The organism is Companilactobacillus miaonis (genome assembly GCF_036913615.1).
Lineage (GTDB): Bacteria > Bacillota > Bacilli > Lactobacillales > Lactobacillaceae > Companilactobacillus.
In genome coordinates this window covers 12,799-39,796 of sequence record NZ_JAYKTX010000007.1, presented here as the reverse complement: position 1 = coordinate 39,796, position 26,998 = coordinate 12,799, and the positions used below count along the sequence as shown (strand labels likewise).

The following is a 26,998-nucleotide window of genomic DNA, read 5'->3' as shown; positions in this document are numbered from 1 at the left end:
AGATATAATTATGCTATTCAAACTTTTTAGAAAAAACCATACTACCGCAAATATCGAATTATCTGATAACAATCAATTGAGTGCCTTAAAACTTGCTGCCACTAAAACTGCCGATGAGTTCAATTTGGATCCACAAGCCGTTCAAAGTAGCCTCTTTGCTAGTGCTGCCCAGGAACCTAGCATTTTGGAAAATCGGGTCGTCTACATGTTTATCACCAGTGACAAAAAGAGTCGCAATCACACTATGACTTTGACTTTCAAAGAGCCAGTCTTGTGGGGCAACGACCGCACTCCGATTGATTATTTGATTATTGGAATCTTACCTGATGATTATAGTCAAGCAGATAATGACAAATTAACTGAAACTATCACTAATAAGATTAGTGAAAATGCTGATAAACTGGATGATATTAAATTTAATGATGGCGAATTGAATAAATTGAATCAATCATTTACCGATTAAAAAAAGCCGACCGTTTGGTCGACTTTTTTTATTTATTCACGTCAAATGTATATCCGCTAGGATAAAATTCTAAACGGTAGGCCCGATAGACATAAGCTTTTGATGCGGCATTCTTAACGGTAATATTAAAGACTTGGTTACCTTCAGAATCGACTTCAATAATGTTACTTTCTTTACCCTTATTCTTGAAACCAAAGTCAATCAAGGTATTGCCATTACTTTCACGTTCAGCGTAACCAATAATATTAGTGAAGTTGGCTTTGCCAAGTGACTTACCGTAAGCCCAAGTTTGATCGATCGTCATATTATTCAAGTTGACATGATATTGAACTGCTTGTGAATACTTACCAGAAGTCTTCTTATCACCATTCGTGACATCAATATTGTTGTCATAAAGGATAATATCTTCTCCATCGGTAGTCTTATCAAGCTGATACAAACCATGTTGACCACCAGTGATCGAAGTACCCTTGGTTGGAGTTAAAATCTTACTGCGATATTTCTTAGGCCAACTAGATTTCTTCTTACCACTGTAAATCCAAATAATTTTATTAGTCCTGTAATTAAGTTTCATGATCATATCTTGGTTACGACCAGAAATCATAATCGTGTTATCAGATGCATCATAATCAACTGCATTTTGATGGAACCAGTCAATCTTACCATCTGCACCCGCCTTGTAATTTTTATACATTGAACTAGGTAACAGTTTCTTCAAATCAATCACTTTAACAATTTTTCCTGTCTTGTGTGAGATTTGAACCATGACATCTTCTTTGTACTTCGAACCGTCATTGACCGTTGCTAAAATATCTTTATTTGGTAATTCAAGTAAATCATGGTGAATGACAGTTGTTTCATCTTTAGCGTTATTACTGTCGTTAGATTTTACTTTACTATTAAAACTATATTCTTTATAAACTCGACCAAGGACATCGGTTTCAATCAAATCATTATAAACCATTGAATCAACGTTTTCCTTCGTCAAAATCAAGAAATGTCCATTCTTAGTTTGTTCGATCGTATGTTGTGAATAATTAGTTGAATACCATCTAACTTCACCATCCGCATCAACTGCAAATGGTTCTTTAGTAGTACGGTTGATCAAAGTTAATTTATTTTGACCAATATCCATTTTATCTTTATCATTTTTAGTTACTTCAATTTTGGCACTCTTGACATACTTAGGTAATTCACCTGTCTTGATTGTCAAAGTCTTCGTTTCCGTCGTACCATCTTTGTAAGTAATAGTCATTGTAACTGTATTATTAGTATCGGCATATAAACCAGCAATTGGTACTTGATGAACTTTCTTATATCCTTTTACTGAATTAGTAATACTAGTCTTGTCAGTTTTACCCTCAACTGTATAACTGACTTTAGCGGCTTTACTAGTTTGAAAAATAACTAAAGCTGTCAAAGGTGAATCTTCATAGGGATTAACCTTTACATAAGGATTTTCCAAAGTATAACTACTATCCTTGGTAATTTTTTGATATTGCTTAGTTAATTTTTTCTGTGCATCCTCACGGGTAGTAATTAACTTAGAGCCAATATTCTTCTTAATTTGCGCTGTCGACAGTGGCTTATCACTATCGGTAGTTTTGCTAGAACAACCCACTAGCACCAACAATACTAGTGGAATCAAAGTTAATAAAAAAAGCTTCCTTTTCCTCATTAAAATCTCCTTAATAAAAAAATTCTCAACTAATTAATAATATAAAAAAATGTTGACATAATGCCAATATTTTTTGAAGATTTTGTGAAGTTCCTTAATTTAGGATTTCCAAGCAGTATAACCTTTTTGAGCGAAATCCCCATCACACTTCACAAATTCCAGAATTTTTCAAATCAGATAAGCCAAGCCCCTATAATTTTGTTAGAAAGATTATTATAATAATTATTAAAGACTTTAATAAAGGGGAACTTACTATGGCAGATATTTCATCAGATGATTACTTCAAGATTGTTCAAAAAGTTTGGGCAACCGGCAAATTTAAAGACCTCGGCGTTACAACAGGTAAAAAATACATCCAAATGTATAATGAGTTTATGCAAAATGTTGGTGGCGATAATCCCACTGAACTAGAGGAAAAATTCCATCCCGACGATTGCATGCTTGCAGCTGCCAATGATGTTGACCCCGATCAAATGGTCATCATGGTTTCACAAGAGAAAAACGGCAAGACTTATTTAGAAACCTTCACCGCCGCAACCGACGTTGACTTTTCACACATGAATCCCGTTGAAGATGCCTTCTATCACGAAATGATCAAAGCTGACTTTAAGGGACGCATTAAGGAAATTGAACAATAATAAAAAGTGTCAATTCACGACGAATTGACACTTTTTTTATACATTTATTAATGAAATGGCTTTTTCCCAACCGTGAATTTTTTCATCACGTTCATCAATTTCCATCTTTGGTTCAAAAGTCTTATACTCTACCGCTTCACTTAAAACTTGTTCATTATAAATGCCTAATTGCATACCTGCCAGAAAGACTGAACCCAGTACACTTAACTCTTCAATGTTAGGAATTTTCAATTGAGCTTGTAGTAAATCACTTTGAAATTGCATCAAGTAATTATTAGCAGTAGCTCCTCCATCGACTTTTAGAGTTTTAATCTGACAACCAGTATCTTTCTTCATAAGTTGTAAAACATCATTTATTTGATACGCAATGCTCTCTAGACCTGACCTTACGACTTCATTTTTACGAGTTTTTCTAGTCATTCCAACAATTGTACCCGTAGCTTTGTCATTCCAATATGGTGCACCTAATCCAGTAAAAGCCGGAATTAAATACGTTTTATCTGCTTTATTTGCTTGATAAGCCATTTTTTCCGTATCAGCACTATGTTCTATCAAGCCTAAGTCATCTTTCAACCACTCAATAACTGCACCGGAATAATTGATGTTACCTTCTAAAACATAAGTTGGTGCACCATCTATCTTCCAGCCAACTGAAGTCATTAATCTATTTTGAGACCAAACTGGTTTTGATCCAATATTCATCATAATTGAAGATCCAGTTCCATATGTCGACTTAACATCACCAAAATCAACACATCTTTGACCAAATAGAGCCGCTTGAGAATCCCCCATCACTCCATAGATTGGAATTTGGTGATCAAGTATTCCCTCAAAATCAGTCGTACCAAATTTGTCATTGGAATCAACAATCTTTGCTAAATACGATTTTTTCAAACCAAAAATCTTTAATAACTCATCATCCCAATTACCAGTTTCTAGATTCATTAATTGTGTTCTAGAAGCATTGGAGGGCTCTGTCTTAAAACTTTTACCCTCAGTCAATTGATAAATCAACCAACTATCAACTGTTCCAAAACATAAATCTCCCGCATCGGCAGCTGTCTTTACTTCAGGAACGTTTTCCAACAACCATGTAAATTTTGCGGCCGTGAAATACGGTGACAGAGGCATTCCAGTTTTTTTATAAATTGACTTTTCAACTCCTGTTTTAGCAATTCGATCACAAATATCTTTAGCTCTTGAACATTGCCAAACTACTGATTCCGATAATGGTTTACGAGTCATTTTTGACCAAGCTGTAGCAGTTTCTCTTTGATTAGTGATTCCTAAACCGACAATTTTACTTGAATCAACTTTAGGATCATCTAATAATTTTCTAACTAAAAATAATATATTTTGATAGATTTCCCGAAGGTCATGACTGACCCAACCTTGTTTACTAATAATTTGTCGATGATTCCGAGTAACTTTTCGTAAAATTTGTCCATCTTGGTCCACTAGAACAACTTTTGTTCCTTGAGTACTTTGATCAATTCCTAATAAATATTTCATCATGACCTCTCCTTAAATTAAGAAATTGATTTTTGAACATTTTTGGCAATTCCTGCACCATCAATTCCATAGTATCCAAAGACCTCATCTTGGGTACCAGCAATAGCAGGTTCATCAGGGAATCCTAAAATATGTAATTTAGCACTCCCAGAACTAGCAACAACTTCAGCAACAGCAGAACCAATACCGTTGTAAATACTGTGTTCTTCAATAGTATAAATATCTGAAAATTCGTTACTGATCTTGCCCAACAATTCAGTATCCAAAGGCTTTAAGCTGACCAAATCAATCACTGTAGCGTTAATACCTTCTTTTGCCAATAAGTCAGCGGCTTTCAAAGCCTCAGGAACAGTTTCACCCATAGCAACTAAAGCAACATCTTTACCGTCACGTAAAACGTTTGCTTTACCAGGTTTAACGAAAGCAGCTTTTGGTGTGTCATAGCAATTACTCAATGCTTTTTTACCAATTCGAATGTAAGCTGGCTTATCAGATTTAACTAAATATTTAAATAATCCGACCGTTTGATTAGGATCACAGGGCATATAAATTTCTAAACCAGGGATTGCTCTGGTAATAGCTAAGTCTTGGAGTGAATGATGTGTACTTCCCAAGACACTGTATGAATTACCACCACTAATACCTAGCAACTTAACATTAGTATTTGAATAAGAAACATCGACCTTAATTTGTTCGATACTTCTCATTGTCAAAAAGGCAGCCGGTGAAACCGCAAAAGGACGTTTTCCACTGTGTGCAAGTCCAGCACTAATTGTAACTAGATCTTGTTCAGCAATACCTACTTCAACAATTTGCTTTGGCAATTCTTTAGCGAAAGGAACTAATGAACCTGATCCTCTAGAGTCACTAGTCAAAACGACAATATCAGAATCCTTTTTACCAGCATCTACTAATTGTTCACAAATAACTTCTCCAACTTTACGTGCTTTTTCTTCTGACATTATTTTCTTTCCTCCAATTCTTTATCGAACACTGCAAGTGCTTCCTCATATTGTTCCCTTGTTGGAACCTTGTGATGCCATTCAGCTTTATTTTCAGCAAATGAAACGCCACAACCTTTAACTGTATCAGCCAAAATCAAAGTTGGCTTATTTTGTACTGGTTTAAGGTTAAAAGCTGAAACTAGTTGTGACATATCGTTACCATCAATTTCAATAACATTCCAACCAAAAGCTTCGTACTTTGCCTTCAATGGTTCACTATTCATAACATCAGTCGTTTTACCAGTAATCTGTAAACCATTATGATCAATGATGGCCGTCAAATTATCCAATTTAAAACTTCCTGCAGCCATAGCGGCTTCCCAAACAGAACCTTCAGCCTGTTCGCCATCACCCATCAATACGTAGGTGTGATAATCTTTGTTGTCCATTTTAGCTGCTTTAGCAATTCCAACACTCAATGCCAAGCCATGTCCAAGTGAACCAGTATTCATTTCAATGCCATTTACGTGATTATTAGGATGACCAATATATGGTGATTTAAATTGCGAATATGTTAAGAGATCACTTTTAGGAAAATATCCACGATCTGCTAACACGTTTAATAGAATTTCTACAGCATGACCCTTAGATTGAATATATCTATCCCTGTCCTCATTCTTAAATGTTTCTGGGGTTTGATTCAAAACCTTATAGTAGAGAGCAACCAAAATATCAGTACATGACAAGTCAGAACCAGTGTGACCAGTCTTAGCACGATAAATCATTTCCCAGGTTGCTTTTCTCATTTCAATAGCTTTTTTCTCTAATTGTTCGACATCCATAATAATTTCTCCTTCAGTCAATTTCAGCAATCGCTTTCAAAAATTATACTAAACTGTTTATCTAAATTTTTCAATAGTTTAGTTAGATAAAAACAGTAAATATCCTATTTTGATTTCTTGCTTTATTTACCAAAACACCTTTAAACAGGCATTTATTCCAATTTGTTGTCTATATTGTTTAGTGATTAATTTAAATAAACTATTGAATAACATCTAAATTAGTTTTATAGTTTAGGAGTGGAAACGCTTTCCAAACAAATAGTTTAATAAATTAAAGGAGTAATATTTATGAGTGTAGATAAAATCAAACTAGGTTTTGCCCCAACAAGAAGAAATATCTTCTCTGCTGACGCTGCCATTGAATATGCCGATTACACACGTAAGAAGCTTGATGATATGGGTGTCGACTATGTAGATATCAAAGATGTTAATGATGATGGTTTGCTTTACGACGATGAGGGAATGAACAAAATTGCTGAGAAATTTCAAAATGCTCACATCGATGGATTATTCTTAGCCAATGAAAATTTTGGTACCGAATATGAATGTGCTCGTTTAGCTAAAAAATTAAATGTTCCTGTTTTATTATGGGGACCTAAAGATGAAGCACCAGCTAAAGATGGATCACGTTTAAGAGACACACAATGCGGCTTATTTGCCATCGGTAAAGTCTTACGTAGATTTCAAATTCCTTTTACATACGTAAAGAATTGCGATCTTGATGACCCCGCTTTTGAACAAGGTGTTAATGATTTCATTAAAGTCTGCAATGTAGTTAAAACATTCAAGAATACTAGAATCCTTCAAATTGGGCCACGTCCATTCGACTTTTGGAGCACAATGGTCAACGAAGGTGAGCTACTAGAGAAATTTAATATTTCCCTATCACCTATCCCACTAACCGAATTAGTTGAAAAGATTCATGAACTTATTGACAAAAAAGATCCCGAAATTAACGAAACAGAAAACACACTACGAAAAATTGCCAATGTATTAATTTCGGACAAAGATCTCCAAATGGTCGCCGCCCTAAAAGTTGCCATTAAACGTTTAGCTAAAGACTATGGATGTAATTCAGCTGCTATTCAATGTTGGACTGCTCTACAAGATGAAATTGGTATCCTCCCTTATGCTTCAGAGTCATTGCTACAGGATGAAGGATTACCGGTAACTTGTGAAACTGATATTCACGGTGTCATCTCAGAATTGTTAGTTGAAGCAGCAACTCTTGGTGACCACAGAGCCATTTTTGCTGACGTTAACTGTCGTCATCCCGAAAATCCAAATGGTGAACTATTACAACACCTTGGTGTCTTCCCATTCTCAACTGCAAAGAACAAACCAACATTACCAAAATCACACTTTGTCTTTGATTATCCAGGGTCAGTTGGCTTCAAAGCCCAAGATGGTAACTACACACTTTGCCGCTTTGATGGGGATAATGGTAAGTACTCAATGCTCATGGGTAATGCTAAAACTTGTGAAGGACCATATGAACAAGGAACATATATCTGGCTACAATTTGCTAACCTAAATAGATTCGAAACTAAATTAGTTTATGGACCATATATTCACCATATGGCTGCTGTTCGTGATGACGTTGTACCTATTTTGTATGAAGCATGTAAGTATATTGGTGTTACACCAGACTTTTATGACCCAATTGAAGATGATGTTAAAGGTTATCTTCGTGGTGATAGTAGTTCTATTCTTAAATAATTAATTTCAAAATAGATAAAAATTTAGGAAAATTTATTGTTCAAATCTACGGAATAAATGTGAAATATGCTATAGTTTTTCCGCTTAAAACAACAAATGGGACCTAGTAATCAAAAAAGATTACCAGGTCCCATTTTCCTTAATACTCAAAAACTGATTATGCTATATTCTTCCTTTTTCTCATATTTCTGCATTTAAATTAATATTTAAACAATTTCTTATAATCATATCTATACAGTTTAAACTAAACTAATGATATTATTTTAGGTAAAGAGATTAAATGAACTTTAAATAGAACATGAACTTAATAATATTCTGAAAACAGGAGGATTTTCATGACAATAAAGATGGATGATATTGCACGACTGGCCAATGTGTCAAAGTCAGCTGTTTCATTAGCCCTTAATGGAAAAGACGGTGTTAGCCAAGAAACTCGGGACAAAATTTTTGACGTAGTTAACAAATATGGTTACAAACCTTTGAGAAAAAGTAAAAAAAATACTACTAAAGTAATTACTAGTGTAAATTTTCTTGTAGTAAAAACTTCTGGCTTAATAAGCGGAAATTACCGCTCTTTACCATTTTTTGACAGTTTAATTTCCTCACTCTCTGAAAAAGTAAGTGAAACTGGTGGTAGTCTAAAAATAATGACTACTGAAAATGAGAATTTATCACAAACTCTCGAAGAAATGAAAAAGAATCAAGGCGGTGGAACAATCGTTTTAGGAACGGATTTAAACAATGAACAAGCAAATTTAATTAACGAAAAATTAAATAATATTGTCTTTGTAGACACCTATTTCGATAATATTACTGCTGATTTTGTTACTATGGATAATTATCAAGGAGCATCATTAGCCGGAAAGTATATTTTAAGTAAAGGATATAAAAGAATTGGCTATTTTGCATCTGATAAAATCATTTCTAATTTCATCGAAAGAAGACGTGGTTTCAGAAGTGCCCTTAAAGATGCAAGTATAGATATTGATAATAAATATTTTTACTCCGTTTCTCCTACTAAAATTGATCCTCAGGGATTAGACATAAAAAAAATGAAAAAAGATGGTCTTCCAGATGCAATTTTCTGTGAAGATGACTATATAGCAATTAGATTAATCAAGGCAGCAGAACAAGAAAATATTAAAGTTCCTAAACAATTAGCCATTATAGGATTTGATGATATTTATGAAAGTTCATTAATAAGCCCAGAACTCACTACTATCCATGTCCCGGTGAGTCAAATGGCTAATCAAGCATTATCGCAACTGCAAAAAAGAATGTATTCAACAAACTGGGCACCTCAAAAAACTTTAATTGCAACAAAATTAATTAAAAGACGTTCATTATAAGGATTGAATCAAAAGATTCAATCCTTTATTTTTTACTAAACTAACATAAATTAAATGTTTTATTTACAAAACTTATTGACATAGTTTTACTAAAGCATTATATTCTATTTGTAAGCGCTGACAACAAGGAGGAATTTTATATGGAAACTATTCAGCAATGGAAAAGATTTGAAGTGACATTTAACGGACCTATTGACGGAAATCCTTACACAGATGTCGATATCTTTGCAGATTTTGTAAATAACAATCATACACATCATGTACGTGGTTTTTATGCAGGCAATGGCAAATATACAGTTAGATATATGCCACAAGAAACTGGACATTGGAATTATAAAACAAGTTCTAATGTTTCTGAATTAAATAACTTACAAGGAGAATTCAATGTAAGTGCAGCTACTGGTAATAATCACGGCCCAGTTATTGTAAAGAACACTACTAGTTTTAGTTATGCTGACGGAACTTCTTATACTCCAGTTGGTACAACTGCATATGCTTGGGCATGGCAGCCAAAAGATGTTCAAAAAGATACTTTGGAAACTCTAAGAAATACTAATTTTAATAAAATAAGAATGACCGTATTTCCTAAATACTATAACTACAATACTCAAGAACCATCGATGTATCCATTCAAAGGTAGTCATCCTCAATCACATCATCCCTATACTACTGATGACTGGTGGATCAAAAAAGAAGATATTAAATTCGATTTCACACAATTCAATCCTAAATGGTTCGAACACCTTGAAAAACAAATTGATGCCTTAGATGAAATGGGTATTGAAGCCGATTTAATTTTATTCCATCCTTACGATCATTGGGGGTTCGCAAGAATGGGAATGGAAAACAACAAACGCTATCTAAAATATATTGTTGCACGTCTGGCCAGTTTCAAAAATGTTTGGTGGTCAATGGCAAATGAGTATGACTTAATGGATGATTATGATCAAATTAAATTAGGTGATTGGGACGAACTTTGTGAAACTGTACATTTCGAAGATCCATCTCAACATCTACTTTCCATCCATAATTACTACAATCCACCAATTCACCATCTAAAAACAAGCAATTGGTACGACTATTCTAAACCATGGATTACCCATATCAGTATTCAAAATTATAGTTACTATATGGCCGTACAATGGCAAAAAGAATATCAAAAACCAGTCATATTTGATGAAATCAGATATGAAGGAAATATTGAAATGGGCTGGGGTAACAGATCAGCTGAAGGAGAAGTTGATGGATTCTGGAAATTGATGGCCCATGGTGCTTACGCTACTCATGGTGAAACATTACTCGACAAACCACAAACCAATCGTCCAATTTGGTGGGCTCATGGTGGCAAACTTTACGGAGAAAGTTACAAACGTATTGGCTTTATGCGTAAATTATTCGAAAAAAATAATCTAACAGATATTGTTCCTATCGGTATAGATACTCCTGACTGGGAATTATATGCTGGAGCTACACGTGATGACAAACACATTGTTATCTACTTTGGTACTAGTCAACCACGTTTCGAAAACATCCCATTTTTACTACAAGATAAGAAATATAAAGCTGAACTAGTTAACGCATGGAGCATGACCCAAAAGCCATTCAAGGATGAAATAGATTCAACAACATGGTTCGAATTACCTAGGGAAAAATATCAAGCATTAATCCTTACCCTAAAAGAGGATTAAATTTATGGAAATGACTCAAACTCAATCTAAAAAAATTACTCAAACTGCAGACAGTAATTATGCTCCAAAATTCCTTGAAAAATTTGCTTTCGGCATGGGTGACTTTTGGACAAGCCTTGGTTATAACTCAATTGCTACTTATCTAACAATGTTTTACACAGATATCGTAGGTATATCTGCCGCTACGGCAGCCATAATCTTATTATCAGTTAGATTCGTTATTGCAATTTGGGACTTAATCATTGGTGTTTTAGTTGATAGAACACATACTAAATATGGAAAAGCAAGACCATGGGTCTTATTTGGTGGAATTGCATATGGAATTAGTTTCATTTTTCTTTTCACCAATCCTTTTGCTGGTATAAATCCCAATTTAGCAATCGTTTATGCCTTTGCTATTTACTTCATTGTTAACTTCTTTTATTCAGCCGTTAATATTCCTTATGGTTCTTTAAATTCATTAATTACGAGCAATTCTGATCAAAGAACTAAATTAAATATTTATCGAATGACAATTGCTAATATTGCAGCATTAATACTATCATTAATCGCCATGCCATTTATTAATTTATTCCCATCTAACTCTCCAAAGGGTTGGCTGATTCTTTTTGGAATCATCGGTATACTAATTCCATTTGGTTATTGGTTTACATTTCATTTCACAAAAGAACGTGTCCAACCTGTAATCAAAGAAAGCACGCAAATTGAACATGTTAGTGTTAAACGTCAATTTAGTGCATTGTTAAAAAACAAGTACTGGTGGATCACTACTATTTTTGGACTTGGAAACTGGGTTTTGACTGGTATTGCCAATGGGATGCTTGCATACGAGGCCAAGTATGTATTGAATAATTCCAATTTAGTTGCAGTGTTGGGAATTGCTACGATTCTTCCCGTCGTAATTGGCTTACCTTTATCTGAACCACTAATAAAGAAACTAGGCAAGCGTAATTCAATTATCGCTGGATTTTTGCTACTAATTCCAAGTAGTTTGTTAATGCTAATTGATCCAAGTAATCAAGTATTAATTTTTATTTGTATTTTGCTTCGTCAAATCGGATTAGTTCCAATGAATGCAGCTGCAAATCCAATGCTAACTGATGTAATTGATTATGGTGAATGGCGCTTTGGTATTCGTGCAGACGGTTTGGTTTTCTCTGCCAATAGTTTCGCCTCAAAAATTGGCATGGGACTTTCCAGTGCTATGGTCGCATGGGTTCTAGCATTTTCCAATTATGACGGAACACTTGCTCACCAATCCAGCCACACAATCAATATGATTTCAAATGGTTTCATCTGGATTCCTGTTATTGCTGCTATAGCATTAATAATCCTATTAATGTTTTATGATTTGGATAAGAAACAACCTAATATCAGTGCGGAATTAAACAAAATGCGTAATAATTAAATTTCAAAACGAGAGCGAGACATAGGTCAGCTTTCGAGCATTAAGGCAAATAGCATCAGGTAATCAAAGAACGATTACCCGGTGCTATTTGTTTTAAGAAGAAATTGCCATGTTATGTTCCGCGTTTATGCTGCAAGTTTAGTAGTAAAAAATAGTTATGTTCCAAGCCCTTTTACTCATAATCCATTTCATAAATCCCACAATAAGACATATCAACGTCCAGATTCATTCCTGTCATCCAACGGATCACATATACAAACAATGCGGTCATACTTATTTTTAAACTGACGCGGGCAATGATTTCCGGACCTGTTATATGGGTGTTATTTCGATAGTCACGATAAATCTGTTGCAATTGCTCGTAATTTTCCAACTTTCGTCCTGGTTTATCTGGGCGACATTCATGCAGCAATAGCTCGACTTGGGTTGGAATATCAGGATGTTATTTGACTATTTCTAGGGCTGTTTCCACGGTTCTGATATAAGGTAAAATCAAGATTTTTTGAATTTCATTAAAAATCGGACTCTTGGCAGCCTCAATTCCTTTGGGAGTAAACTGTCTCTGAATGCCTAATCAGAGACACTTTCATAATTTTCTTCTCAAATAAATCCCAAGATTTTAATCACGATCATTGATAACACGATACTGATAATCGCATGTAGCATAAATAAAATTGAAAAAGTTATAAAATAAATAGCTGCTGTCATTGTCACTAATCTGAAGTTCAATAAATACAAAATAGAGCCTAGGATAATCAAGACAACCACCCAAGGTAAGATTCCTTTGTTAACTGTTATAAAGTCATTACGGCTCAAATCATAGCCTGTACTAGCAATCATGATCGTCAAAACGATATAAATTAGGATCATCCACCACGAAGCATTGGCAAAACTTGATTTCAAATTGTCCAAAACTGAATCAAAAATCATGCTAGCCGACAACTGGGTATCAATATTCAAACTTTGAGCTAAGGCAGTTAAACTGAATTGAGCTTTTAACAAAAATTTTTGTAATAAATATAAAACGATTGAACACATATAATATGGTGCTAAACCGATAAAAAAGTTACCCAACAATTGATAGACGTTGCGGTCGTTATATCGATGATCAACTGAACCCAAAGCTCCGGAGCTTTTATAGTTAACGTTCAACAGCTGCACTTTGGTCACTTGATGTCCGAATAGATAGGCAAAAATTGCATGACCTAATTCGTGGATAATCACGCCAGCACCACCCACGATGAGTTGACTGTTATTTCCCAAGTTATTGACCAACATAATTTTTGACAAATGGCCCAACCACGAGGTAATTAGCGATGTTAAATAAGGTACTAGCGTAAATATAGCTACAAAAATTATCACAAAATCAAAATAATTCGTCCACACACCGATCTCTCCTTAGTGTAATTTTGTAAATTATATTCCTATTCTACTTTTTCTACCTCATTTAGACGTCGATTTGAATCATTCTTAAGCAATTGATAAATAGTTGCGGCAACGGGTACTCCTAAAAGCATCCCGACAATTCCGTTTAAACCACCACCAACAGTGATAGCTGCCAAAACCCAGATTCCAGGTAGGCCAATTGAAGTCCCAACAACACGTGGATAAATAACGTTACTTTCAAATTGTTGCAAGACTAAGATAAAGATTACGAAGAAGACTGCTTTAATAGGGGATTCAACGGCAATTAACAAGAAACCAACGATTCCACCTAACCAAGCCCCTAAAATTGGGATCAAGGCGGTGATACTAATAAAAGCCCCGACTGATAAAGCGTATGGCAATCGGAAAATCAACATTCCTATCGCACACAAACTTCCTAAAATAATAGCTTCGGTTACTTGTCCAGCAATAAAACTACTGAACATGTTGTTAGTAACATGTAAAACGTAATTGATTTTTTTAATATGCTTTTCTTTCATATAGGCATTCATTAACTTCTTAACTTGACGTCCCAATTTTTCCTTAGTTGCCAAAATATAAATAGCAAAAGTCAAAGCTAAAATAAAATTGACGAATCCTTTAGTGATACCTGAAACAATCTTAAAAGTTGAGCCAAAGACTCCACCGACACCGCTGGTCAAATATTTCATTACTTTAGATTGAATTGAACTCCAATCTATATTCATGGATTCAATTTGATCAGAAATAAATGAATTGTGATTGATTTTTTCAAAAAGGTCGGATAAATCATTAATAAATGATGGGATATATTTAAAGAAATTACTCAAGGCACTAAAGAATTGTGGCAAAACAAGCCAGAAAACTCCGGCCAAAACAAGCGAAACAATAATCAAAGTACTGAGTATTACCAACCCGCGGCGACTTTTTTGAAGAATTTTTATTTTAGTGTTAGGAAAGAAATACTTCTCCAACTTCACACATAAAATGTTCAACACATAAGCCATCACGGCACCAAGAATCAATGGCATCAGAACGCCTAATAAGTTCATCACGCCACCATAAATTTTGACTGGATATATTAAAATAAATAACAACAAAACAACAATAATACTATATTTGATTATGTCTTTTTTACTAACCTTCATAAATTCTCCCCTACTATGATTATTCCCTCAATATATCACAAAACTAACCATCAAAGAAATACAAGCTTTGTTTTTATTTATATATAAGTATGCTGTCCTCAAACAAAAGAACCAAACAAAAAAGCCATCTAAACAAATAGATGACTTCTCCACTAACCAAACAACTTATAGATTATTGCTTGCAACCCAACGTTTAATGAGTTTAATTTCTTTTTTATTTCCATTGAATTCAGAAAAGACTAAAGCCTTATTCATAAAACTGCGAATCTTCTTCTCATCACCATTAACTCTTCGTGCATTAATAGCAAGTTGAGCATAGATTCTAGCAATGTAGTACGTAACATGATTCTCTGAGCAAATTTTAACTCCATAATTCAACAGTGCATTAGCAGTTTCCAAATCTTGTTTCTCAGAATAATAAATTGCACAGTAGAAAATGATGTTGATATAACGCCAAATCTTAGAAACATCATCAATCGACATTGTATAAATTTCATTGAAGACCTTGCTGAAGTAGTATTCACTCTTCGCATCATCCCCCTGCTTGCCATAAACCATTCCCATACCAACAAAAGCAAGGAATGTAAAAATGGTTTCGCTGCGATCATCTAACTCTGACAAGATTCGATTAAAATCAAAGACCGCATCAAATAAATCACCATCATCCAAAACATTTAGATAACCTTTCAAATAGTAATATTGCATCAACAAATGCTTATCATTATTCAAAGTTTTCGGATCAATACTTTTAATAATTTCCCAAGATTGATCGTACTCTTGAATGATCAAATTGAATTCTGCTTGATTCATTTCTTTAGCAACTTTTTTAATGCTACTGTCACTTACACCAATAATACTATCCAAAGATAAACCTAGACGATTGCACAATTGAATCAGGATTTTTAATGATGGTATTTTGCCATTATTCTCGAATTTGCTCAAAGTTGCTTGCGTACAAACACCATTGCTCAATTCTTTTTGAGAAAGGCCTAATTCTTTTCGTTTATTGATAAAAGCTTGAATATCCACGCCATCGCCCCTATATAACATATTTATATCATAATTAATATAATTATATACCCTTATACAACCTCTGTCATTGTGAAAAAGAATTCAAATCGTCTACCTCATCCAAGAAAATAAAATTTCATTTAATATACCTCATAGCAATCATGCAATTTTATTCCATACTCATATAAAAATGTCCTAAAAACGCAAAAAAATTGGAATTTCTTCCAATTTTTAGTTAATTTATTTATTTTTTAGATCATCGATGGAATTAATATTAGTCATATAAGTTGGAACAGCTAAACCAACCTTAGCACCTTCCAAGTTAGCACCTAAGTCTTCGAATCTACCCTTATAATCAGAATAGAACTTAGCAGCAGTCTTAGGTAACCAGGCACTGACAGTTGCATCCGCAGCCTTAGTAGCAATAGATGCCCAAACCGGTTGCATTTCCATTGATTGAATTGTTACTTTATAACCTTGATCTCTCAAGACCTGTGCAATCACATTAGTTGAAGCAATTTCAGAATCCCAGGCAACATAAGTTAACTTAATAGATTTGCCATTAACTTTTTTCACACCTTTAGTCCATTTTTGAACTTCTTTAGGATTATTTTTGATCCATTTCTTAGCGGCTTTCTTAGGATCCATCCCAGCATTAACATCCAACATTACATCAGACATCTGTGATGGAGTCCAGTGGAACCGATCTAAGATTGTATATGCCTCTGGAGAATCTTTTTTCAAACCTTTACGAACAATCGTACTGATATGTTCAGCTTCTCCATAAACATTTTTAGGATCTTTTAAGAATTTAAGTTTATACTTCTTAAACATCCAGTGTGGTTGCCAACCAGTAATTACGATTGGCTGTTTATTCTTGTAAGCTTTGTCCAAAGTACTAGTCATTGCAGAAGTTGAACTTGGTTGCAATTGCCAGTTATCTTTATCAAGCTTATATTTTTTAATTGCAGTTTGTGTTGTACTCATTTCACCAGCACCGGCATCAATACCAGTGATCGTGTAATTAATTTGGGGACCCAACTTTTCCTTACTATTATATGGAGCTGTTTGGGAACTACATGCGGAAATAATTGGGATAATCAGTAATGCTAATAAGAAAAGTTTAATAAACTTTTGTTTTTTCAAAAAATCCCTCCTAGTTTTTTCTGCGTGTTCTTGTAAGTGATTGAGTCAATCTATCCAAAATAATTGCCAAGATAACGATTGCCAAACCAGCAGCGAAACCATTACCAGCATCATTTCTACCAACGGCGAAGTAGACTTCTGTACCAAGTCCCATAGCACCGATCATAGAAGCAATAACAACCATTGATAGTGAAAGCATCATACTTTGGTTAACACCAGCCATCAAACTAGTTTTGGCGATTGGTAATTCAACCTTAAATAGTTTTTGCCACTCAGTTGAACCAAATGAATCAGCAGCTTCGATCAATTCATCAGGAACTTCACGAATACCCATGTTAGTCATTCTAACTGTTGGTGGCATAGCAAAAATAACTGAAGCAACGATACCTGGAACCATACCAATACCGAACAAGGCAACAGCAGGAATCAAGTAAACGAAAGCTGGCATTGTCTGCATGAAGTCAAGAATTGGTTTCAAAATAACTTCAGCAATATGACTTTTAGCCATTAAAATACCAAGTGGAATACCGATTACTAAAGCAATCAAACTTGAAGTTAATACTAGCGTCAATGTTTGTGTCATATCACGCCAATAATCAAGGTTCCAAATCAACAGTAATCCAACAAACTCGAAGATCAATAATCCCCAATTTTGCTTATCACGATTGACAAAATAAGTTAAAGCTAAAATTAGAACAATGAATAACCAAATTGGTAAAGCATCAAATACCCATTGGAAAGCGTTATTGATTCCACCAATAAAGTTAGTGATGGCATTGAAAAAGCCAGTAAATTGTACTAACCAGTCAACAAAGCTGTCGATCCAGCTAGCTAATGGAAGTTTGGGAATACTACCTAATAGTAAAAGACTATTCAAAATCGCTCACCTCATTTCCTGCAAGGGCACCTAATACGGCACCACGAACAATGATTCCTTTCAGTTGCTTCTTGTCGTTTACAACGGCAAATGGAATACCTGTTTGTGAGATATCATCCATTAAGTCTGAAATTGGTGTATCTTCATCTGTTGTAGGAACTTTGGTTTGAATAATAGGTGTAATATCCCCTTTCTTCTCGCGGACTAATTTAATAACATCGTTAGCATCAACGACACCGATCAATTTACGTTGGTTGTTAACAATATAAGCAGTTGAAACTTCGTTAGCCTTCATCATATTCAAGGTTAAACGAGGACCGGCTTTTTCAATATTGATTGTCATTGGACGAATCATAACATTACCGGCAGTAAGAACCTTACTTCTATCAACATTTTCAATAAAGTTTTCAACATATTCATCAGCAGGATGTGTCAAGATATCTTCTGGCGTACCAGTTTGAACAACCTTAGCATCCTTCATGATCATAATTCGATCACCGATCTTCAAAGCTTCATTCAAATCATGACTGATAAAGATGATTGTCTTATGCAATCTCTCTTGAATATCTAGCAATTGATCTTGCATATCAGTTCTATTCAATGGATCAAGAGCTGAGAAAGCCTCATCCATCAAAAGAATCTCGGGGTCGTTAGCAAGAGCTCTAGCTAAACCAACACGTTGTTGCATACCACCTGATAATTGATCAGGATATTCATCGTTATAACCTGTAATACCAACTGTTTCTAGTGCATCCTTGGCTTTCTTTTCACGAGTATCCTTATCTACTCCTTGAATTTCCAAGCCATATTCTGCATTTTCCAAAATTGTTCTATTAGGTAATAGTCCAAAGTTTTGGAAAACCATACTCATTTTCTTTCGACGAACTTCACGAAGTTTTTTCTTATCCATCTTCATCAAGTTTTCGCCATCAATCAATACTTCACCATCTGTTGGCTCGATAAGACGATTGATCATTCTTACCAATGTTGACTTACCACTACCTGATAGACCCATGATAACGAAAATTTCACCATCATAAATCTTAAAATCAGCGCGGTCGACACCGACTGTGGCGCCTGTTTCTTTGAGAATTTCCGATTTATCTTTTCCTTGACTACTTAACTCTTTAGCCTTGGCAATTCTTTTACCGAAGATTTTAGTTAAGTTTTTGACTTCTACTTTTGTACTTTTATTAGTACTCATTAAATCCCCCATTCTTGGAATCGAAATAAATATCTTATATTCATAATTTGGAAATAAAAAAGTTGTTATTTAACAATAAAGAAATAACAACGACCCTTATAACCCTAACAAATATATTTTGCTTGTGCAAATTATAAGTCTTGATGTAAGCAGTTTAAACACGTAAAAAAGGCGTCATGTCCGAGTTTAAGGACAGACGCCAATTCCAATAGCCGTATAGCTTCAGCAAGTTTCACAAACTTTATAAAAATAAATATTCAAATTATTTTATTTTTTTATTCCAAATGCATCTCATCTTTAACAAATTTTTCTGTACCATCTTGGGTAGCTTTTCCATAATATGCACATTTAAAATTGATTGTATCAAGTGTTTCTTGCATTTGTTTCATCTGCTTTTGAACCGAAACTCGTAATTCTTGAAACATCTGATAACGTTCATCTAAGGTATCGTCACCCATTAATGTCCACTGAATGAATTGTTTAATGTCTTTGATCGGCATTCCAGCATTTTTTAGACACTCAATTAACTTAAGTGTACCTATATTATCCTCTGAAAAACGACGCACACCTGCAGCGTTCTTTTGTAAGTTTGGAATCAATCCTTCTTTATCGTAATATCGAATCGTGGGAATAGATAAATCAAATTTTTCAGCAACTTCACCAATTGAGTAAGTAACAGCTAATTCTTGCATTTCTTTCCTCCTTTACCCTTTACCTAAAGTTAGGTTCAGATGATTACAGGAATAATAACACAATAAATATTTGAAGTAAAAAAGTCCTACATCAGCTTCGAGTTGATGTAGGACTTTTTTACTTAGTAACAGTTTTGTTTTGAGCCCAGTCGTTTGATAAGAAGTAACTATCCATATGATATTGAGTATTTTCAGGATTTGCTTTCTTATCTTGATAATAACTCTTCAAATGATGGTCAAGCATCAACCAACCACGCCAACCCATGTGAATTGTATCTTCAGCAATGTAATTTTGATCTTTTACATCTGATAAATCAACAATATTATTAAAGCCTTGTGATTTCAATTGATATTTGATCTTCTTATCAAAGTTAAGAATTGAACTCTTTGGCATACCAGTGTATTTCACCCAATGAGGATTGATCGGTTGAATAACAAACATTACTTCTACTTTGTTCCGAGCAAACATATAAAGTAAGGCTTGAAAATCATTATACTCGGGCGAACTTGTATATTTTACGTGACGGTGCGTATTACGATAAGTTCTAATTCTCTTACGTAATTCCTTACGATAGAACGTGTCTCCTATCTGGAGATCATTGTCGCGAGAATTATGCTTAGCTAATTTAGTAGCTAATTTATTCAAATCTTTATAGTTATAGTTGTCCGGTAATTTGCTTGCGGATTTTTGAATCATTTGTTCATGATCTTTCATAGAAATTGAACCAAACAAATTATCCTGACTCTTTAGACTAGAACGGGCAAAGGTTTTAATGTAAAAGCGTTGGAAACTAGTAATCTGCTTACCTTCAGAAATACGTTTCAAAGCACCATCTTCGATTGGTCCTTTGCTGACACCTAAATCAAGAATTCTTGAAGCAACGTATTTATTCATTGCTTTATCACCCGTATTAGATTTCAAAATAAAACCTGTTAATTGCAACGGTGATAAGAAATATTGGAAAGCATTTGCAGCAACACCAGATTTACTAAACCATTGTGGAGAAATAATGAAAACTGCTTTATTTCCCTTTAAATTAGTCATCCCACCAACATTCATCGCTTGTGTCAATGAAGCTGTTCCCGGATTACCTTGCAAAAATGGCTTATTCTTCCAATGATATTTCTGCGCCATGGAAGATGGGTGGAACGGATCCATTCTAGAAAGTTCCGATGAACCAATGATAGGAATATAGTTTTCCTTTTCGGCGGCATTCTTCACACTTTCACCCTTCAAAACCCGAATGTCCAATGAAGTTGCTGCTTGTTTAACTTTTTGAGGAGTTACCGTCTTAAAGTTGATCGGTGCCCAAAGAAGAATCAATAAAGCAGCAATAGCAACTATAACCGGTCCAAAAATCATCCATAACTTTTTTTTCATAATCTACTCTATTCCAATTCTTGTACACGTTGAGCAATTTTATTTACGGTTGACCATTGTGAACGGTCAAATTCCGAAACTGGTACTTGGATACCAAAGTCATCTTGTAAAGTAACTAATACTTCAACTGTTGCCATTGAATCCAATACACCATCTTTAAATAAATCTTGATCAGCATCTTGGCCAACGTTATCCAAACCTGTAACATCTTTTAAAATATCAACAATTTTGTTTTTAATTTCATCCATAATAATTTTCTCCTAACTGAACCATAATTTATTTAAAATACCTGAGAAGATCAAGAAACTGAAACATACCACGTTAAAGGTTAAGAAAATTGCAAAAGCTTCAGTAAACTTATTGCTTGGAATCTTTTTACGATGTTTCTTCTTGAATCTTAACCAAGCATCATTAGTGATCATTGCGCAGGCGTGGAAAATACCATAAACAATGTAATACCAAGTTTCACCGTGCCAGAATCCCATAATCAAGAATAAAGTGATATATCCAAAATTAGCGATTTTAACACGATTCTTCATCCATTTGTGTTTGATAACGGTAAACATCAAACGCATGTAAATGAAATCACGGAACCAGAATGACAAAGTGATGTGCCATCTGTTCCAAAAATCTTTGATATTGTGTGACTTAAATGGAGCTCTGAAGTTCATTGGCGTCTTAACACCCATGAAATTACTAATGGATACCGCGAAGAGTGAATACCCAGCAAAATCAAAGAACAAATACATACTATAAACGTACATGTATGCGACTAAGGCCCAAGAAATTCCTAATGGTGCTTGATCACGATATGACATTACCAAAATTTGTACTTTTGGTAGTAACAAAGTTCCAAAGAAGTAGCCGATGATGAACTTATACAAGAGACCTTGCATCAACTTATTCACACCGCTGTGCAAAAGTTCAACATATTCATCTCGCGTAGGAACTTTAATAACGTCTTTTTGGAAACGTCTGAATCGATCGATAGGTCCTGATGAAATAGTTGGGAAGAATAGTAAGAAACGTAAGAACTCATAAGGCTTGATATCCTTGATAGCTCCATCACGAATCTCCATAATTATTTCAACGGCCTTGAATGTTAAATAACTAATACCCATGAATCCAAAGAGTGATATCGTAGCATTCTTTAGAAGCGGATCTAGTTTTACAAAGACTAATGGGATAATCGCTAAAACGACAAAACTAGTGAAGACCCAAAAGTTATTTTTCTTGCGACGATACGAGAGGTATACGAAAACTAAAAGCATCTCGTACAGGATATAGAAGATCAGTGACAATCCTTGCGACATATTGCCACCAAAGAAAGTGATGATTAAGATGACGACAGTTGCGATTAAATCATAAAATCTGAATCTTTTACCAAACCACAAACCAATCATGATTGGCAATAAAAGTAAAAGTAAATATATAAAGTAATGGGGACTGCTATAAGGTGTAATGTTATTCATTAATTTCGCCTATCAAAGTCTTTCTATCAATTTTCCCATTCTTACTAATTGGTAGTTGCTTTACAAATCTTAAAACGTTGGGAATCATGTATTCCATCGTGGTTTCTTTTAATGAATCCTTAATATCAGAATTCAAATTGTTTTCGTCATCATCTTTAAATTTATCTTCCAAAACGATGCAAGCAATCATCTTGCTAACTTGTTTCTTGTTGTTGTACAAAGGAACGGTACATGATTGCTTTACCTGTTCCAAGTTACCTAATAATGAATCAACTTCTTCAAGTTCAATTCGGTAACCGTGCATCTTAATTTGGAAATCAGTTCTACCATGATAAAACAACAAGCCATCATCAGCCACACTGACCATATCGCCTGTGTGATAGAAAATTTTTCCATCAATATTTTCAAAAGCTTTTTTGGTTTGAACTGGATTATTCAAATAACCCTTTGAAACATCCGGTCCACTGACAAGTAACTCACCTGTTAACATACCTTTGTCATCTTTAGAACCAATGATCTTGTGTTCCATATTTGGTTTCAAGTAACCAATTGGCAAACGATCGAATTTCTCCAAAGCAGCTTCGTCAATCTTAATAGCTGTGATTGCAACAGTATTTTCAGTTGGACCATAAGTGTTATACAACTCAGCCGAAGGAAATTTTTTCAACAACTTCTTAGCTGTCGCATGTGTTAATTCCTCGCCACAGAAAATAAATTTATTCAAGTGTGGCATATGTGCTTCATCAAAACCTCTAAACAAAAGACACATTTCAAAAAATGATGGTGTGGAAACCCAAGTGTTGAAGTCAGAATCGATAATGGCTGTTTGTAACTTGCCAAAATTCTTAGTTGTATCCTTATCAACAACATTTAAAGTAGCGCCACTCATTAAGCCAGGATAAATATCAAAGACCGATAAATCGAATGAGAATGGAGCTTGCAAAAGCATCTTCATCTCTGCTGAATAGTTAAAGGTCTTTTCAGCCCAGTTTGAGAAATCCAAAATGTTATTAGTACTGATTTGAACCCCTTTAGGAGTTCCAGTAGTTCCTGAAGTAAAAATGATATAAAAATTGTCATCTGGTCCAACACTACGATTACTGTCATAAATATTGTTTTCAGAAACTAATATTTGTTGAAGTTCCTCTTTAGTTACTTGAGGAGTTTCAACTCCAAAATCAGTTGTGTCACTCCAGTTCAGTATCAATGATGGTTTTGCTACCGAATTGATCTGAATCACTCGTTGTGGATCTGAAGCATCGTCGACTGGAATATAAGCATGTCCAGCCTTGATTGCACCTAAGAACATGACTAACATCTCAAATTGTTGGCCACCGTAAATAATCAACGGACTTTTCTCAGGTAAGAATTTATCCTGAATGAAACTAGCCACTCGATCAGATTTTTGAATCAACTCTTGATACGTATGTGTTTGTGTCCCATTTCTGTAGCAAACTTTGTTAGGGTTTTGTAATGCGACGGTGGTTATCTTTTCAATGATTGCATTCATTCGATATTACCTTCTTCCTAGAATTCGTTGTAAATAAACTTGGCACTTCCTACACCGTTGTACCCGTAAATGTATAAGAGCACTAAGAGAATAGCGAAAAATACAACCGTTTTAATAATAAAAACCGTAACTGGTTTTTTTAGAAAAACTAGTAAACTATTTTTCATAATTTACACCTCACCGAATAGAGTTTGCTTTATGCGAAAACTATCTAACCATTCAAAAAAAACTGTGTCAAACCAGAAAATGACTTGAAATAACTGAATATCGTTATTTCTATATCATTTGCATAAACATTATAATAACGTTCCAAATGTCATAATATGGCTTTTTCTATAAATAAAATTATCCTTTTTTGACCAATCACATGTGTGTCACGGCATTCGGAGATATATGTTTAAACAAATTTTATTATAAATGAAAATTAATCAAGTTTCCAATAATAGACACTCCGTACCGTTACTTTATCCAATAACAGTTTTTTCATGAGGAATTTGCTAGATCAGTCTCAACAGTTTTTCATTATGACTTAGGAAAGTTAAAAGTAAATATTTGATAGAAATAATTACCAAACTGTTAGTCTCATGTGACATTTTTGTAAGATAAAGCGCTTACTTGCTACCGATATTATTCTGGATTTATTTGTAAAAATATCAAAAATAATATTTATGATATTGAGTTATTTCTCTTCTTTTATAATTTTGAAGTGAATGATGGCTTGTCGCCTTCGCCCTCTATTTGAATCGGTTTAATTTAATATAAAAAAATAGGATCTTACCAAAGCCACTTTAAATGTGGCATCTAGTAAGATCCTAATTCTTTTGCTATTATTATCTCTATTTTTAAAAGACTGAAAAGTAAATAATCAATAGAAACAATATTTGTTACGAAGAACGTCCTTAATTACTTTGTTTAAAATCAACATAAGCACCGATTAAGTTGGCGTCATTGCGGTATTGGCAGTTCTTGATAACTGGCATGAATGGAGCAATTTTTACTTCATCCAAAATCTTTTGGATTTCCTTTTCAATATTAGGAATTAAAAAGTCTGCTTGTGAGACTCCTCCACCTAAAACTATCATTTCCGGATCAAATCCATATTGCAAATTATAAATTGTTACAGCTAAATTATGATACAAGTCATGAGCATATTTTTGAGCTAGTTGGTCACCTTGATTAGCCAAATCAAAGACTTCTTTGCCTGTATAGTTAGTTCCTTTTGCTTCGTTATAACGCTTTGCTAGCGATACAGCCGTACCAACTTCACTGACCGTTTTATAGCCGTCTTGTGACAAGGTATAACCAAACTCACCACCAAATAAGTGTTTTCCATGATGAACATGTCCGTCTAAAATCACAGCACCACCGACACCTGTTCCAATAACAAGAAAAATCAAATTTTTCAATCCTTTAGCAACACCACTGTCCATTTCTGCTAAAGCAGCACAGTTGGCGTCGTTTTCCATTGTAACTGGTAAATCAAAACGTTTCTCTAATTCTTGTTGAATCTTAAAGTTGTGAATATAAGGTAAAGCACTTGCACCTTCGATCACACCAGTTTCTTTATTAACTGCTCCTGGTGTACTCATTGCCACACCACTTAATTCATATTCCTTTTTAAAGTCATTAACAACTTTTTCCAAACCAACATAATAACCAGCTAAATCTTTTGGTGTTTCAAATGAACCTTTCTCAGTTAATGCATTTTGCTTTGAATTCCATAGGCCATATTTGATGCTAGTACCACCAACATCAATTAATGCGACATCTTTCATTATTTCCCCTCCAAATTGCAATCGTTTACACTTAACAATACCAGATTACCATATTCACTAATAAAACGTTACCGGCATTGATGAATCAATAATCTCTGGTAATAAAAAATTACGTATTTACAAACTGTATTTTTTTAATATCAAAATTTTTTAAAAAAATTAGTTAGTTGATTAATTAACATAATCTTGTTTCATTTTAGATAAAAAACATTTATCAATTACGATACAAACCGTCTGTTAACTTTTGCTAAAATCTAAGTATGAAATAGGATCAATAATAAACACGTTAGGGGGTTAGCTAATGAAGCCATTTAATAAAATTATTCGTCTACTAGCATTAACTAGCCTCATTATCGCTGCAACTCCCCTAACTCAAGTTAAAGCGGCTGATTCTGCTGATGCAATTACTGTTCAAAATGGTTTTTCAGATTCAACAACTACTGGTACAACTGATGCCATTACTTACGAATCTAATGCTGATGAATCTAACCAAAAGACTTCAACGGTTACTGTAACCGTCCTATCCGGAATTTTAACTCTCGATGCTGTACCTGATTTTAATTTTGGGACTATGTCAAAAGGCACTACTGTCAAATTAAAAAACAACACAGCTAATACTGATGGATTTACTACAGGTTCTGATGATGGTTCTGACAATGCTGGAATAGACGGCAACAGTGATGGCTATCTACAAGTTACCGATTCACGTAATTTGACCGACCCAAGCAATATGCCTGGTTTCCAACTCAGTGCTTCAATTGGTAAATTAAATATTGCTTCGAATGAGACTTCCGAATCACTTGACGCGATTCTTCATCTTAGTGCTTTAAATTTAGTAGACGATGAAGATAAAAATGTAACTAATTCTGATACATTGCTTAAAACAAAAGCCGTTGACATTTCAAGCGTCGATGGCAATGATCAAACAGTTATCGACATGAAATCTGGAACATATAACCCTGGTGTCATCAGAGCTAAATATAATACACCTGATGCCGCCAGTTTGACGATTCCAAATGACGGTACTGGTTCTACTAAATCCTCTAAAAATATGAACGCTGTCGTTACTTGGACTCTAACTGCTAGCCCTAGCGTAACTAATTAACTTAACAAATAAAAGCCTAGTCAGAAATTCTG

At 34.4% G+C, this 26,998-nt stretch carries 25 protein-coding genes; 7 read left to right on the top strand and 18 right to left on the bottom strand.

The window, feature by feature from the left end; genetic code table 11:
• The first annotated feature begins 10 nt into the window (after window positions 1-10).
• Window positions 11-463: a hypothetical protein gene (locus tag U8521_RS07105; protein ID WP_334352310.1), complete on the top strand. Its 453-nt coding sequence runs from the start codon at window positions 11-13 to the stop codon at window positions 461-463.
• Window positions 464-491: 28 nt separating this feature from the next.
• Here the strand turns inward: U8521_RS07105 and U8521_RS07100 are convergent, their stop codons facing one another.
• Window positions 492-2,141 carry an aryl-sulfate sulfotransferase gene (locus U8521_RS07100; RefSeq protein WP_334352309.1) on the bottom strand — a complete coding sequence of 550 codons (1,650 nt, stop codon included), beginning with the start codon at window positions 2,139-2,141 and terminating at the stop codon, window positions 492-494.
• Between the two features lie 254 nt (window positions 2,142-2,395).
• Here U8521_RS07100 and U8521_RS07095 point away from each other — a divergent pair, with 254 nt between their 5' ends.
• Window positions 2,396-2,779: a hypothetical protein gene (locus U8521_RS07095; protein WP_334331803.1), complete on the top strand. Its 384-nt coding sequence runs from the start codon at window positions 2,396-2,398 to the stop codon at window positions 2,777-2,779.
• Between the two features lie 36 nt (window positions 2,780-2,815).
• On the opposite strand, the gene U8521_RS07090 is transcribed toward U8521_RS07095, so the two are convergent.
• The 3 genes from U8521_RS07090 to U8521_RS07080 are packed head-to-tail and all read right to left on the bottom strand — an operon-like array spanning window position 2,816 to window position 6,077.
• Window positions 2,816-4,294: an FGGY-family carbohydrate kinase gene (locus U8521_RS07090; protein WP_334352308.1), complete on the bottom strand. Its 1,479-nt coding sequence runs from the start codon at window positions 4,292-4,294 to the stop codon at window positions 2,816-2,818.
• 14 nt (window positions 4,295-4,308) lie between these two features.
• A complete protein-coding gene (locus tag U8521_RS07085) occupies window positions 4,309-5,253 on the bottom strand; it encodes a transketolase family protein (protein WP_334352307.1) in 945 nt (314 codons plus the stop codon).
• On the bottom strand, window positions 5,253-6,077 hold the full coding sequence (locus U8521_RS07080; RefSeq protein WP_334352306.1) for a transketolase: 825 nt from the start codon (window positions 6,075-6,077) through the stop codon (window positions 5,253-5,255). Before U8521_RS07080 ends, U8521_RS07085 begins: the two co-directional genes overlap by 1 nt.
• 288 nt (window positions 6,078-6,365) lie before the next feature.
• On the opposite strand from U8521_RS07080, the gene U8521_RS07075 reads away from it, so the two are divergent.
• The 4 genes from U8521_RS07075 to U8521_RS07060 all read left to right on the top strand — a co-directional run bounded on the left by U8521_RS07075 (window position 6,366) and on the right by U8521_RS07060 (window position 12,241).
• Complete coding sequence (locus U8521_RS07075; protein WP_334352305.1) at window positions 6,366-7,796, top strand: L-fucose/L-arabinose isomerase family protein; 1,431 nt, start codon at window positions 6,366-6,368, stop codon at window positions 7,794-7,796.
• 335 nt (window positions 7,797-8,131) lie between these two features.
• Window positions 8,132-9,145, top strand: a complete 1,014-nt coding sequence (locus U8521_RS07070) for a LacI family DNA-binding transcriptional regulator (protein WP_334352304.1) — start codon at window positions 8,132-8,134, stop codon at window positions 9,143-9,145.
• Window positions 9,146-9,285: 140 nt separating this feature from the next.
• Window positions 9,286-10,833 carry a DUF5060 domain-containing protein gene (locus tag U8521_RS07065; protein ID WP_334352303.1) on the top strand — a complete coding sequence of 516 codons (1,548 nt, stop codon included), beginning with the start codon at window positions 9,286-9,288 and terminating at the stop codon, window positions 10,831-10,833.
• Between the two features lie 4 nt (window positions 10,834-10,837).
• Window positions 10,838-12,241, top strand: a complete 1,404-nt coding sequence (locus U8521_RS07060) for an MFS transporter (protein WP_334352302.1) — start codon at window positions 10,838-10,840, stop codon at window positions 12,239-12,241.
• Window positions 12,242-12,413: 172 nt separating this feature from the next.
• Here U8521_RS07060 and U8521_RS07055 read toward each other — a convergent pair whose 3' ends face one another.
• From U8521_RS07055 to U8521_RS06990, 14 genes are all read right to left on the bottom strand, one after another.
• Window positions 12,414-12,614, bottom strand: coding sequence for a hypothetical protein (locus U8521_RS07055; RefSeq protein WP_334352301.1), 201 nt, complete (start codon window positions 12,612-12,614; stop codon window positions 12,414-12,416).
• Between the two features lie 227 nt (window positions 12,615-12,841).
• Window positions 12,842-13,531, bottom strand: a complete 690-nt coding sequence (locus tag U8521_RS07050) for a hypothetical protein (RefSeq protein WP_334352300.1) — start codon at window positions 13,529-13,531, stop codon at window positions 12,842-12,844.
• A 134-nt stretch (window positions 13,532-13,665) separates the two neighbouring features.
• Complete coding sequence (locus tag U8521_RS07045) at window positions 13,666-14,793, bottom strand: AI-2E family transporter (RefSeq protein ID WP_334352299.1); 1,128 nt, start codon at window positions 14,791-14,793, stop codon at window positions 13,666-13,668.
• A 165-nt stretch (window positions 14,794-14,958) separates the two neighbouring features.
• On the bottom strand, window positions 14,959-15,843 hold the full coding sequence (locus tag U8521_RS07040) for a helix-turn-helix domain-containing protein (protein WP_334352298.1): 885 nt from the start codon (window positions 15,841-15,843) through the stop codon (window positions 14,959-14,961).
• A gap of 201 nt (window positions 15,844-16,044) precedes the next feature.
• Window positions 16,045-16,950 carry a glycine betaine ABC transporter substrate-binding protein gene (locus U8521_RS07035; protein WP_334352297.1) on the bottom strand — a complete coding sequence of 302 codons (906 nt, stop codon included), beginning with the start codon at window positions 16,948-16,950 and terminating at the stop codon, window positions 16,045-16,047.
• A gap of 10 nt (window positions 16,951-16,960) precedes the next feature.
• A complete protein-coding gene (locus tag U8521_RS07030; protein WP_334352296.1) occupies window positions 16,961-17,827 on the bottom strand; it encodes an ABC transporter permease in 867 nt (288 codons plus the stop codon).
• Entirely contained in the window at window positions 17,820-19,031 is a 1,212-nt protein-coding gene (locus U8521_RS07025; RefSeq protein WP_442886144.1) for a quaternary amine ABC transporter ATP-binding protein, read from the bottom strand. The genes U8521_RS07030 and U8521_RS07025 overlap by 8 nt, the downstream gene beginning before the upstream one ends.
• Before the next feature lie 275 nt (window positions 19,032-19,306).
• A complete protein-coding gene (locus tag U8521_RS07020) occupies window positions 19,307-19,723 on the bottom strand; it encodes a MerR family transcriptional regulator (RefSeq protein ID WP_334352294.1) in 417 nt (138 codons plus the stop codon).
• A gap of 118 nt (window positions 19,724-19,841) precedes the next feature.
• On the bottom strand, window positions 19,842-21,104 hold the full coding sequence (gene dltD / locus U8521_RS07015; protein WP_334331811.1) for a D-alanyl-lipoteichoic acid biosynthesis protein DltD: 1,263 nt from the start codon (window positions 21,102-21,104) through the stop codon (window positions 19,842-19,844).
• A gap of 8 nt (window positions 21,105-21,112) precedes the next feature.
• Window positions 21,113-21,352, bottom strand: coding sequence for a D-alanine--poly(phosphoribitol) ligase subunit DltC (dltC, locus tag U8521_RS07010; RefSeq protein ID WP_334352293.1), 240 nt, complete (start codon window positions 21,350-21,352; stop codon window positions 21,113-21,115).
• Window positions 21,353-21,364: 12 nt separating this feature from the next.
• Complete coding sequence (gene dltB / locus U8521_RS07005) at window positions 21,365-22,576, bottom strand: D-alanyl-lipoteichoic acid biosynthesis protein DltB (RefSeq protein ID WP_334331812.1); 1,212 nt, start codon at window positions 22,574-22,576, stop codon at window positions 21,365-21,367.
• The gene (dltA, locus tag U8521_RS07000; protein ID WP_334352292.1) at window positions 22,569-24,086 is read right to left on the bottom strand and encodes a D-alanine--poly(phosphoribitol) ligase subunit DltA; all 1,518 of its coding nucleotides are present in this window, start codon (window positions 24,084-24,086) and stop codon (window positions 22,569-22,571) included. The genes dltB and dltA overlap by 8 nt, the downstream gene beginning before the upstream one ends.
• A 17-nt stretch (window positions 24,087-24,103) precedes the next feature.
• Window positions 24,104-24,253, bottom strand: a complete 150-nt coding sequence (locus U8521_RS06995; protein ID WP_135372392.1) for a teichoic acid D-Ala incorporation-associated protein DltX — start codon at window positions 24,251-24,253, stop codon at window positions 24,104-24,106.
• Window positions 24,254-24,985: 732 nt separating this feature from the next.
• Complete coding sequence (locus U8521_RS06990; protein WP_334352291.1) at window positions 24,986-25,861, bottom strand: ROK family protein; 876 nt, start codon at window positions 25,859-25,861, stop codon at window positions 24,986-24,988.
• Window positions 25,862-26,162: 301 nt separating this feature from the next.
• Here U8521_RS06990 and U8521_RS06985 point away from each other — a divergent pair, with 301 nt between their 5' ends.
• Window positions 26,163-26,966, top strand: coding sequence for a WxL domain-containing protein (locus U8521_RS06985; protein WP_334331815.1), 804 nt, complete (start codon window positions 26,163-26,165; stop codon window positions 26,964-26,966).
• Window positions 26,967-26,998: the final 32 nt, after the last annotated feature.